The organism is Sandarakinorhabdus sp. (assembly GCF_031430775.1).
GTDB lineage: Bacteria > Pseudomonadota > Alphaproteobacteria > Sphingomonadales > Sphingomonadaceae > Sandarakinorhabdus.
The window spans coordinates 12654-24262 of sequence record NZ_JANPCD010000195.1 but is presented as its reverse complement, the minus strand read 5'-3'; the positions used below and the strand labels follow the sequence as shown (position 1 = coordinate 24262).

Here is an 11609-nt window from a genome sequence, read left to right as displayed (position 1 = left end):
GCTCACGCTGCTACCACCGGCTTTCGTGAGAACGCGCGGGCCACAAGCACGCCGCCGGCCAGGATCAGCGGCACCGTGAGCGTCTGGCCCATGGTCAGCCCTGTGGACAGCACACCAAGCTGCACATCGGGCTCGCGGAAATATTCGACGATGAACCGGAACACGCCATAGCAGACCCCGAAAACACCGGCGAGCAGGCCGGGGCGCAGCCGCGCATCGGTGCGCCAGAACAGCCAGAACAGGATAATGAACAGCGCGGCGCCCTCCAGCCCGGCTTCGAACAATTGGCTGGGATAGCGCGGTTCGGGGCCGGCGCCCGGGAAGATCACGCCCCAATCGGTGCCCGTGGGTCGGCCCCAAAGCTCGCCATTGTTGAAGTTTGCCAATCGGCCCAGCCCCAGCCCGACCGGCGTGACAACGGCGACATGATCGAGGATGCGCAGGCCCGAAAGCCGATGCTTCCAGCCATAGAACAAGCACGCCAGGATGACGCCCAGCGCGCCGCCATGGGATGACATGCCGCCATCCCAGACACGGATTATCTGGATCGGATCGGCCATGAACTTCGCCAGATTGTAAAACAGCACATAGCCGAGCCGGCCGCCCAGAATGACGCCCAATGTCGCCCAGGTGATAAAGTCATCGGTTTGCGGTGCCGTCATCGGAGCTGCCGGAAGCCGGGCCATGCGCAGCAGCATCCACCATGCAAAGATGATGCCGGCGATATAGGACAGGCTGTACCAGCGCAGCGCGAACGGCCCCCAGCTGCTGCCGAGCAGTTCGAATGCCGGCACCGAGAACAGCTCGGGGCTGAGCGGCAGATCGGCAAAATTGATCGCAGCCTGATAGAATTCGAACACGTGTCACCCTTGGAATTGTCTTGGCGCATCTGCCAGCTTGGCGGACCAGTCGCGGCGCACCATAAGGGTAGCGAAGCAGTTTACCAATGGGAGCGCATGATGTCTGATCTGGTGGCCTTCCGGGCCGAAACCCGGGCCTGGCTCGAAGCCAATTGCCCGGCCGAAATGCGCGAGCCAATCCGCCACGATGATGATGTCTGCTGGGGTGGCCGCAAGGTGAAGTTTGCCAGCGATGCGCAGCGGTTGTGGCTGGAGCGCATGGGTGCCAAGGGCTGGACGGTGCCGGAATGGCCGGCGGAGTATGGCGGCGGTGGGCTGTCGCGCGACGAGTCCAAGGTTCTGGCCGAAGAACTGCGGGCGATAAAGGCGCGCTCGCCGCTATCGAGTTTCGGCATCTGGATGCTGGGTCCGGCGCTGTTGAAATATGGCAACGAGGCCCAGAAGAAGGAGCATCTGCCCAAGATTGCGCGCGGCGAGATTCGCTGGTGCCAGGGCTATTCCGAACCCGGCGCCGGTTCCGACCTTGCGGCACTGCGCACCTCGGCGGAGGACATGGGAGATCATTACCTCGTCAACGGATCGAAGGTCTGGACCAGCTATGCCGACAAGGCCGACTGGATCTTTTGCCTTGTTCGCACCGACATGATCGCCGCCAAGCATCTGGGCATCTCGTTCCTGCTGTTCGACATGGCATCCGAAGGTGTCTCGACCAGCCCCATCCGGCTGATTTCCGGCGCATCGCCGTTTTGCCAGACGTTCTTCGACAATGTGAAGGTGCCAAAGGAAAACCTTATGGGCATCGCCGGCAAGGGCTGGGACATTGCCAAATATCTGCTGACCCACGAACGCGAGATGATCGGCGGTAGCGATTCCACCGGTGGTGGTGGCCGCGATTCCATCGGCCAGATTGCCCGGCGCCAGATAGGCATGGATGCCGCCATCCTTGCCGACACCGCGCTCAGGACCGATATCGCCCGGCACGAGATCAACGCCATGGCGTTTGCGCTGACCATGGAGCGGGTCAAGGACGAGGCCAAGTCCGGTCAGGGCAGCGGCGCCCTGTCGTCGATGCTGAAATATTATGGCACCGAGCTGAACAAGGAACGCATGGAGCTGCTGATGTCGATTCGCGGCAGCGACGGCCTGACCTGGGAAGGGGACGAGCCGCGCGATGGCGATCTGGCCCGGTCATGGCTGCGCAGCCGCGCCAATTCCATCGAAGGCGGCACGTCCGAAGTGCAGTTGAACATCATCGCCAAGCGCGTGCTCGAACTGCCGGGGGCTTGAACCATGCCACTGACCCTCAATGATGATCAGCAGATGATCCGCGATTCGGCTGAAGGTTTCTTCAAGGCCGAAGCGCCGGTCAGCCAGCACCGCGCCCTGCGCGACACCGCCGATTCGGTCGGCTTTTCGCGCGATACCTGGGCGAAAATGGCCGAAATGGGCTTTGCCGGCGTGCTGGTACCCGAAAGCCATGGCGGCGCCGGGTTCGGCCATGTTGCTGCCGGCATCATCTTGGAGGCGATGGGGCGCAACCTGTCTGCCGCGCCGATGCTGTCTACCGCCGTGCTCGGTGCCACCGCCCTGCAATATGGCACAGCCGAGCAACAGGCGAAGTATTTGCCGCTGATTGCAGCAGGCCAGCGGCTGTTCGCGCTGGCCGCCGATGAAGCGGCGCGGCACAAGCCGGCGCATGTCACGACAACGGCGACCCCTTCAGGTAACGGCTTTCGGCTGAACGGCATCAAGGGTTTCGTCCTTGATGGCCATGTCGCGGACACGCTGATTATTGCGGCCCGCACCTCGGGCGACGACAATGACCGGGATGGCATTACGCTGTTCCTGCTCGATGCCCGAGCCGATGGTGTGGCGGCCGCGCGTCGGTCGATGGTGGACAACCGGAATGCCGCGCGCATCACGCTTGCCGATGTGCAGGTCGACGGGGCCGATGTGCTCGGCGCCGTTGGCGAGGGCCTGGCGATCCTCGAACGCGTGCTCGATGCCGGGCGTGCCTGTCTTGCGGCCGAAATGCTGGGCGTGTCGTCGGAGGCGTTTGTGCGCACCGTTGACTACCTCAAGCAACGCGAACAGTTCGGGCAGAAAATCGGCAGCTTTCAGGCGTTGCAGCACCGCGCGGCGCATCTGTTCTGCGAGGTGGAACTGGCGCGTTCGGCCACGCTCAAGGCCTGCCAGGCGCTTGATGCCGGCGACGATCGTGCGTCCTTCTATGTCAGCCTCGCCAAGGCCAAGGCCGGCGAAGTGGCCATCCTTGCCACCAATGAAGGCGTGCAGATGCACGGCGGCATCGGCATGACCGACGATTTCGACATCGGCTTCTTCATGAAGCGCGCCCGCGCGGCCCAGGAAACCTTTGGTGACGCCGCCTTTCACAGCGACCGGTTGACCCGCACCCTGGGATATTGATCGCGCACACCGCCAATCCTTGCGCTTGCATGGATTGGCGGGCGTGGCATGAATGACACAACAGAGCCGGGGGCAGCCGGCCAAAAGCCTTGGAGGACACCATATGAAATCGCCGCTCGACACTGCCCTTGATGAAGTTGTGGCGGCGATCACCGCTCCCGGCGGTGCGCTGGCGGTCGGAACGGCGTCGGTGAACGGAGCGACGTTGCCGGTTTTTGCCGCCGCGCCGCCGACCATGCGCGAATTTTTCGCGATGTTTTTCGGCGCGCAAGGCCCCAAGGAATTCCTGGTGTTCGGCGAGGAGCGGCTGACCTTTGCCGATATCCATGACCGTGCGCTGAAGTTTGCCGCCATGCTCCAGCACCGGCGCGGCATTGCCAAGGGCGACCGCGTCGGCGTTGCCATGCGCAACTATCCCGAATGGATCATCGCTTATGTCGGCATCCTGTACGCCGGTGCCATCTGCATTCCGATGAACGCCTGGTGGACCGCCGACGAGATGGATTACGCGCTGAAGGATTCAGGGGCGCGCCTGGTTGTCGCCGATGAAGAACGCGCCCGGCGGCTCGCGACCCTGTCGTGCATCGCAAGCGTCATCACCGTGCGCACCAGCACCGAAGTGGCCGCCGGCTTCGGCTTTGTCTGCGCCGAGGATGAGCTGGCCGCCAGCCCGCCGGCGATGTGGCATGTGCCGCAGCTGTCTCCCGAAGATGACTGCACCATCATGTACACCTCGGGCTCCACCGGGTCGCCCAAGGGCGCCGTGTCGTCGCACCGCGCGCAGGTCAGCGCCACGCTGAACTATCTGGTCTCCGGCCTCGCACTGCTCGAACTGTCGGCGCGCACCGGGGCGACGGCGCCAGACCAGCAGGTCATGCTGCTCAATGTGCCGCTGTTCCACATCACGGGCCTGGTGCCGGTGCTGCTGGTGTCCATCGCCATCGGACGCAAGATGGTCATCATGCACAAATGGGACGCCGGCGAGGCGCTGCGCCTGATCGAAAAGGAACGCTGCACGTATTTTGTCGGCGTGCCGACGATGAGCCTGGAGATGATGCAGCATCCCGAACGGCACAAATACGACCTTTCCAGCCTGGTCGATATTGCCAGTGGCGGCGCACCGCGCCCGCCCGAACATGTCGCGCGTCTGGCGGCGGAATTCGAAGGCAAGCATCCGGTTCAGGGCTATGGTCTGACCGAGACCAATGGTGTCGGCGCCGGCAATTTCCGCGAGAATTATCGCACCAAGCCATCATCGACCGGCCGCGCGGCGCCGCCGCTGGTGGAGATCCGCATTGCCGATGGCGATGGCGCGGTCGGACCGGCGCTGCCCGCCGGCACGGTCGGTGAAGTGTGCATCCGCAGCGTCTGCAACTGCCGTGGATACTGGAACAAGCCCGAAGCCACCGCCGGCGCCTTTGTCGGTGACGGCTGGTTCCGCAGCGGCGATCTGGGTCTTCTCGACGAGGATGATTATCTGTTCATCGTTGATCGCAAGAAGGACATCATCATTCGCGGCGGCGAGAACATCAGCTGCCAGGAAGTCGAAAGCGCCATCTATGCCCATCCGGCGGTGGCAGAAGTGTCGGTGTTCGGCCTGCCAGACGAGCGGCTCGGCGAGATCGTCGGCGCCGTGGTCTACCCCAAGGCCGGTGCCCAGCTTGATCCCGATGCGCTGGTCGATTTCCTGAAATCCGGCATGGCCACCTACAAGATTCCAGCCAAAGTCTGGATCGTCGCGGAGCAATTGCCCAAGCTGGGATCGGCCAAGATCGACAAAGTCACGCTCAGGAAGCATTATCGCGACGTCTGGGCCGCCAAGGCCGCCTGAAACGCCACATACGCTTGAAACGCCACATACGCTTGAAACGGAGAACACCGATGTTCACCACCATGCTCGAAGGCACCCGCGACGACTGGATGCACATTGCTGCGGCGCACATGCAGCATCAGCAATCAGCCGCTGCGCAGCAAATCATGGAATCGCTGGCAAGGCTTGAGGCCATCGAGGTGGGGTTTGGCGCCAACCAGCTGGTGCACAGTCTGATGACCGCCACGCTCGCCCGCCGTGACGGCGCCAGCGATGAAGAAGTGGTGGCGGCGCTCTGTCATGATCTCGGCAAACTGTTCAGCATCCCCAACCACGGCGCCATCGCGGCCGAAATGCTCAAGCCCTATGTCGGCGACGACATCTATCACGCCATCAAATTTCATCAGGATTTCCAGGGGCTGTATTACTACGAGCACCTCGGCAAGGACAAAAACGCCCGCGAACAGTTCCGGGGCGAGACATGGTTCGCCATGGCCGAAAAGATCGTCGATCATTGGGACGCCCCGGCCTTTGACCCGGACTTCCCCATCGACAGCCTCGAAAGCTTTGCACCTGAAGTGGGCAGGGTGTTTGCTGCGCCCAAACGCAGCATCTGAGGCACTTTATCCCAGCAACCGTCGCAGGGCGGCTTCGTTCATCAAGCCGCCATCGGCACCGACCAGCTGCGCAAACAGCGGGTCGGTCCGCGCCGATGTGATCGCAGCATGATCGGCAGACGCAATCAGCGCCGGATTGCCTGAAACCGCGCCGGCAGCGCGCGGCCAGCGCAGCGCAAACAGCGTCCAGCGTGCAATCAGGTCGAAATCCGCCTCGCGCCCTTCGATGATCGCCTGTGCCTGGTTGAGCCCCACGGCATTCACGAGCCGCTTCATGGCGCGTGGGTTGGGTTCGATCATATCGGCAAAGGCCATCAGCCGGTGCTGTGCCGCGCGGTCTGCTGCTGGCGTTGCCAGCGCTCGCACCGCTGCCGCCCGCAGCGCTGGCTTGTCCGCTTCGGGCGCGGCCTTGATGCGCGCCTGCATCGTTTCATGCGTGTCGCCGGCCTGCCATGCGGGCACCGATTCGGGCAGGGCGGCCATTGGCGCCCGTCCCAGCAGGTGCGCCAGATAGGCAGCGCGTACCCCGGTGGTCACCGCAGGCACCGCGACCGACAGCTGGAACATCTTGTCGAGGAACAGATCTCCCAGCGGCCGCGCCGGGTCGCCGATGACGCTTTCGAACAGCTTGAACCTGTCGCCAAAGCTGGCGGTTATCCATCGCCGGTCGGCGACAGCGAGAAAAACCACCGGCGCACTGCGAAACAAGGTCTGCACACCTTCGAGCAGTTCCGTCACCGTTCCGGCATCGCAGCGGTCGAGATCGTCGAGCACGATCAGGATCGGGCGGGCACTGTGCGTGTTGACCAGCCGCTCGAACAGCCGGATGACCGGTGCAAAGGCATCGGTGCGCAGCGCATCAAAGGCATCGGCGCTGCTGACCGAGCCGAAAAAGGTGGAACGGCTGAACACGAGCAGGCCGCCAACGCCGCTGGCCACTCCGCCGAATAGCTTGATGGTATCTTCCCAGCTCTTGAAGGTGCCGGCCAGGTCGATGCCCCGGCTGGTGACGAACCACAGACCGGCCGCCATCAGAACAACGGAAGCCACGAGCAGCAATGATTCGCGGGTTGCCCGCCACCAGAACCATTCCAGATCGAGCAGCAGGCGCCCCGGATAGCCCTGGCGTGCTGCAATCTGGCGCCGCAATTCTGTAAGCAGGCTCCACCACGGCGGTTTCACGCGCGCGTTTCGCCACGCGTTGAAATCCACGACCAGCCAGCCGTCGCGGCCTTGTTCCAGCTCGGCTCGCAAGAAATTGACGATGGACGATTTGCCCGATCCCCATGGCCCGTCCAGATGCACCAGCAGCGCCTGCCGGTCCCGCACCAAGTCCGGGTAAAGCCGCCGCAGCCGCATCGCCAGCGCTTCGGCCACGGGTTTGCGCCCCAGCAGGTCGATGGTGGCGGGATTGTCCTCGAGAATGGGCGTGTGTTCGTCCTGCTGCGGCGGGGGTGTGTTGCCTTTCAGCAGCGCGTCCCACGCTGCCATGTCCTCACCCTTCAGCGGGGTCCGGCTGGTTTCGTCCACGATCGATTCGCGCAGGGCCTTCAGGTCAGCCGGGGCTAAGGGCTGTAACTCCTTGGGCCAGCGACCAGGCGACAATTCTGCTAGCGCGAAAAGCACATGGCGAAGCCCGACCTGGGACGGCTCATTCATCGTCGCATCGCGCACGTCCACTGCGCGCCTGAAAACGCTGTTGCGCAATGTGTCCGAGATCACCGGGGTCAGGCCTGTGCCCGCGTCTGCCTGAAAGCGCGGCCCGGCGAAGCGGCGACCGCCAAGCCAGTCCCCCAGCCATTGGCCGGCGTGCCGAAGCCTTTTGCTGCGAGACGGCATGGCAATCATGCCCCGCAACAGGGCTTCGATGTCGAGCACGAGCTCGCCGGCGTTGGTGTCCGGTACGGCATTCAGTCCAGCCAGGCTGATCGCGGTACCGAAATTGTCCGACAGCGGCCCGAGAATTTCGGCGCAAAGCATGACAAAGCGACCGGCATGGGCGACCAAATCGCCCGAAGGGTCGCGCCCCAGCCCGTCCCCCAACGCAAAGCTGCCATCCTGTTCCGCCATGTGTCCAACATGACATGCCCGACCGCTACCGCCAATACTATGGCACGGCCCATGCCATTCGGACGGGCATCCGCCATTCTCCCACTATCCCCCGCCCCCGCTGCGGCGCACCACGACCTATGCAAACCGCCATTGCGGCAGCGGCAGGACGGTTGCACAGTGTGTCGGGCGCATATCGCAGTAGGGGCAGGGGTTTGATGCAACGGGAACACAGGCTGCCGACGCGCCGCGAGGTGCTGCATGCCATCGGCATGATCGGCGGCGCGTCGGTGCTGTACAACGCCATGGAAGCGCTGGGCCATGCGTCGGAAACCCAGTTTGCCGGTCCGCCGAACTTGCAAGGTGCCCGCCCCGGCACGCGCATCGTCGTGCTTGGCGCCGGGCTTGCCGGGATGCTGGCGGCCCATGAGCTGACCAAGGCCGGATATGTCGTGGAAATCCTCGAATACAACAATCGTCCCGGTGGCCGGAACTGGTCGCTGCGCGGCGGCGATACTTATACCGAGCTTGGCGGCGAGACGCAGAAGGTCGGCTATGCGCCGGGCAATTTCCTCAACCCCGGCCCGTGGCGCATTCCCTATCACCACCGAACATTGCTGCATTATTGCAAGGCGTTCGGCGTGGCGCTCGAACCGTTCATTCAGCTGAACCACCAGGCGCTGGTCCATAACAGCAAGGCGTTTGGCGGCAAGCCGCAGCGGTATCGCGAACTGGCGGCGGACTGGGACGGCAATGTCGCCGAACTGCTGGGCAAGGCCATCGACAACAAGGGCCTTGATACCGCCATGGGCGCCGAGGACCGCGACAAGCTGAAGGTCGCGCTGCGCGAATGGGGCCTGCTCGACAAGGACATGCGCTATGTGCGCGGGATCAAGTCATCGCGGCGGCGCGGGTTCGAGCGGGCGGCAGGCGGCGGCGTCCTCGGCGAGCCTATTCCGTCGGATCCACTGCCGTTCAAGGACGTGCTCGACAGCCGGATCTGGGGCACGATTTCCCAGCACATGACCATGGATCACCAGACCGCGATGTTCCAGCCGGTCGGCGGCATGGACATGATCGGCAAGGCCTTTGCCCGGCAAATCACGGGCAAAATCACCTATGGCGCCAAGGTCACCAAGATCGACCAGTCTGGCGGCGTCACCGTCACATGGACCGATGTCACGACCGGCACCGAAAAAACCACCAAGGCCGATTACTGCGTCTGCACGATCCCGCTCGGCATCCTGTCGCAGATCGAGGTTGATGCTTCGCCGGAAATGCTCAGCGCCATTGCGGCGGTGCCTTATTCCAATTCGGTCAAGGTGGGCCTGGAAATGCGCAGCCGCTTCTGGGAGGAGGAGGAGGCCATCTATGGCGGCATCAGCTTTACCGACCGGCCTATCTCGATGATTTCCTACCCCTCTGGCGGCCTGCATTCATCCGGGCCGGGTGTCATTCTGGGTGCCTATACGTTCGGCCCGGCCAGTTACAAATTTGCCGCCATGTCGCCCGAGGAGCGCATCAAGACCGCGCTGGAAATGGGCAGTGTCTTTCATCCCGGCCGCTACAAGGAAGAGTTCAGCAACGGCGCGTCGGTGGCCTGGAGCCGCGTGCCCTTCACGCTGGGCTGCTGCGCGCGCTGGAACGAGGATACGCGCAAGACGCACTATCAAAAGCTGGTGTCCGTCGAAAACCGGCTGGTGCTGGCCGGCGAACATGCCAGCTATATCGGCTGCTGGATGGAAGGGGCGCTGCTGTCGTCGCTTGATGCCATCACCCGCCTGCACAAACGCGCGCTGGAGGCCTGATTCCGTGAACAAGCTGTTGTTGCTCATTGCCTTGATCGCGGCCCCGGCGCTGGCCGCCAAGCCTGTCAAACCCGCAAGCCCGCATCCCGGCGAGCAGGTCTATCGCGAAGTCTGCCAGGCCTGCCACATGGCCAATGCCGGCGGCGGTATCGGTGCAGGGCGCATTCCTGCTCTGGCCGGCAACGAATCGCTCGAAGATGCGGATTATCCGATCATGGTCGTGACGGGCGGCAAGGGCGCGATGCCGTGGTTTCGCGGCAGCCTGACAGACCAGCAGATCGCCGATGTCGTCGCTTATGTTCGCAGCCATTTCAACAAGTACAAGGGTGCTGTGACGGCTGCGCGCGTGGCCGAGGTTGGCGTGCCGACCCCCAAGGGCGCCGACGATCGTTGACCCTAACATTTCCGTCTGCGGCGCAAGCGGCGGCCCGCGCCTAAGGTCGCGGCATTCCAGCAACGGAAGGGACAAGGCCATGATCGGCGTGATCGCGACACTGCGTATCCAGGACGGCAAGACCGAGGAATTCGAAGGCGTGTTCACCGCGCTGGCAGCGCAGGTGCGCGCGGCTGAGCCAGGCAACATCGCCTATCAACTGTGCCGCAGCCGCACCGAGCCGGGCACCTACAAGGTGCTGGAAATCTATGCCGATGCCGATGCCCTCAAGGCACATGGTGCCAGCGACCATTTCAAGGCTGCGGGGCCCGCCCTGGGCGGCGTGCTCGCTGGCCGGCCAGACGTGGAATATCTCGACTGCGTGTGAAACCGCCGCGCCTGTGCGGCCAGGGCGCTGCCCGGCCAATCAGATCGCGGCTTTGAGCGCGTCCACCAGATCGGTCTTTTCCCAGCTGAAGCCGCCATCGGCATCGGGCTGGCGGCCGAAGTGCCCATAGGCGGCAGTGCGCTGGTAGATCGGCTTGTTGAGGCCCAGATGCGTGCGGATACCCTTGGGCGTCAGTCGTACCAGCTTGGGCAGCGCTGCCTCAAGCGCGGATTCGCTGACCGTGCCGGTGCCGTGCAGATCGACATAGATGCTCAGCGGCTCGGCAACCCCGATGGCATAGCTCAGCTGGATGGTGCAGCGCCGCGCCAGGCCGGCTGCGACGATGTTCTTGGCCAGATAGCGAGTGATGTATGCCGCCGAGCGATCGACCTTGGTGGGGTCCTTGCCGGAAAAGGCGCCGCCGCCATGGGGTGATGCGCCGCCATAGGTATCGACGATGATCTTGCGGCCGGTCAGCCCGGCGTCACCATCGGGGCCGCCGATTTCAAAACGCCCGGTCGGGTTGACATGGATGACGGTGTCCTCGGTGATGAAACCGGCCGGCAGCACGTCGTGGAACACCGACAGGACATAGTCGCGCAGCACCTTGGCCTTGGCGGCATCGCCGTGCGTGCCGTCGAAAAAATAATCCGGTGCATGCTGGGTGGACACCACCAGCGCGGTGGCGCGTACCGGCACTTCGTTTTCATAGGCCAGCGTGACCTGGCTCTTGGCGTCGGGTTCGAGGAACGGTGCCGCGCCCGAATGACGGTCGGCGGCCATGCGTTCGAGGATCTTGTGGGAATAATACAGTGTCGCCGGCATCAGGTCCGGCGTTTCGTCGGTGGCATAGCCGAACATGATGCCTTGGTCGCCGGCGCCTTCGTCCTTGTTGCCGCTTTCGTCGACGCCCTGCGCGATATGGTCGGACTGGCCGTGAAGGTTGTTCTCGAACCGGAATTCGTTCCAGTGGAAACCCGACTGTTCATAGCCGATGCGCTTGACGGTGGCGCGCACAGCCGCCTCGATTTCTTCGCGGGCGCCGGGCGCCCATTCGCCATCGACATAGACACCCTTGCAGCGGATTTCTCCGGCCAGCACGACAAGCTGCGTTGTCGTCAGGGTTTCGCAGGCGATGCGGGCTTCGGGGTCCTTGCCGAGAAACAGATCGACGATGGCGTCGGAAATCTGGTCCGCGACCTTGTCGGGATGACCTTCGGAAACCGATTCGGAGGTGAAGAGAAAGCTGGAACGCGCCATGATGCCAAAGTCCGTCG

General features: G+C 63.6%; 10 protein-coding genes. 7 read left to right on the top strand and 3 right to left on the bottom strand.

Translation table 11 applies throughout. From position 1 onward, the window contains the following. Nucleotides 1–2: 2 nt before the first annotated feature. Nucleotides 3–860, bottom strand: coding sequence for a prolipoprotein diacylglyceryl transferase (lgt, locus tag RMQ73_RS12390; RefSeq protein ID WP_310498565.1), 858 nt, complete (start codon nucleotides 858–860; stop codon nucleotides 3–5). 99 nt (nucleotides 861–959) lie between these two features. Between lgt and RMQ73_RS12385 the strand changes: the two genes are divergently transcribed. The 4 genes from RMQ73_RS12385 to RMQ73_RS12370 all read left to right on the top strand — a co-directional run bounded on the left by RMQ73_RS12385 (nucleotide 960) and on the right by RMQ73_RS12370 (nucleotide 5714). Beyond that, complete coding sequence (locus RMQ73_RS12385; protein WP_310498606.1) at nucleotides 960–2147, top strand: acyl-CoA dehydrogenase family protein; 1188 nt, start codon at nucleotides 960–962, stop codon at nucleotides 2145–2147. 3 nt (nucleotides 2148–2150) lie between these two features. Next, entirely contained in the window at nucleotides 2151–3287 is a 1137-nt protein-coding gene (locus RMQ73_RS12380; protein ID WP_310498564.1) for an acyl-CoA dehydrogenase family protein, read from the top strand. Between the two features lie 103 nt (nucleotides 3288–3390). After that, complete coding sequence (locus RMQ73_RS12375; protein ID WP_310498563.1) at nucleotides 3391–5118, top strand: class I adenylate-forming enzyme family protein; 1728 nt, start codon at nucleotides 3391–3393, stop codon at nucleotides 5116–5118. 32 nt (nucleotides 5119–5150) lie between these two features. After that, on the top strand, nucleotides 5151–5714 hold the full coding sequence (locus RMQ73_RS12370) for an HD domain-containing protein (RefSeq protein ID WP_310498562.1): 564 nt from the start codon (nucleotides 5151–5153) through the stop codon (nucleotides 5712–5714). Between the two features lie 6 nt (nucleotides 5715–5720). Here RMQ73_RS12370 and RMQ73_RS12365 read toward each other — a convergent pair whose 3' ends face one another. Next, on the bottom strand, nucleotides 5721–7784 hold the full coding sequence (locus RMQ73_RS12365; protein WP_310498561.1) for a P-loop NTPase fold protein: 2064 nt from the start codon (nucleotides 7782–7784) through the stop codon (nucleotides 5721–5723). A 197-nt stretch (nucleotides 7785–7981) separates the two neighbouring features. Between RMQ73_RS12365 and RMQ73_RS12360 the strand changes: the two genes are divergently transcribed. From RMQ73_RS12360 to RMQ73_RS12350, 3 genes are all read left to right on the top strand, one after another. Further along, entirely contained in the window at nucleotides 7982–9571 is a 1590-nt protein-coding gene (locus RMQ73_RS12360) for a flavin monoamine oxidase family protein (protein WP_310498559.1), read from the top strand. Between the two features lie 4 nt (nucleotides 9572–9575). Beyond that, entirely contained in the window at nucleotides 9576–9965 is a 390-nt protein-coding gene (locus RMQ73_RS12355; protein WP_310498558.1) for a cytochrome c, read from the top strand. 79 nt (nucleotides 9966–10044) lie between these two features. After that, on the top strand, nucleotides 10045–10332 hold the full coding sequence (locus RMQ73_RS12350; RefSeq protein ID WP_310498557.1) for a putative quinol monooxygenase: 288 nt from the start codon (nucleotides 10045–10047) through the stop codon (nucleotides 10330–10332). A 39-nt stretch (nucleotides 10333–10371) separates the two neighbouring features. Here RMQ73_RS12350 and metK read toward each other — a convergent pair whose 3' ends face one another. Then, nucleotides 10372–11592, bottom strand: coding sequence for a methionine adenosyltransferase (gene metK / locus RMQ73_RS12345; RefSeq protein WP_310498556.1), 1221 nt, complete (start codon nucleotides 11590–11592; stop codon nucleotides 10372–10374). Between the last annotated feature and the right edge of the window lie 17 nt (nucleotides 11593–11609).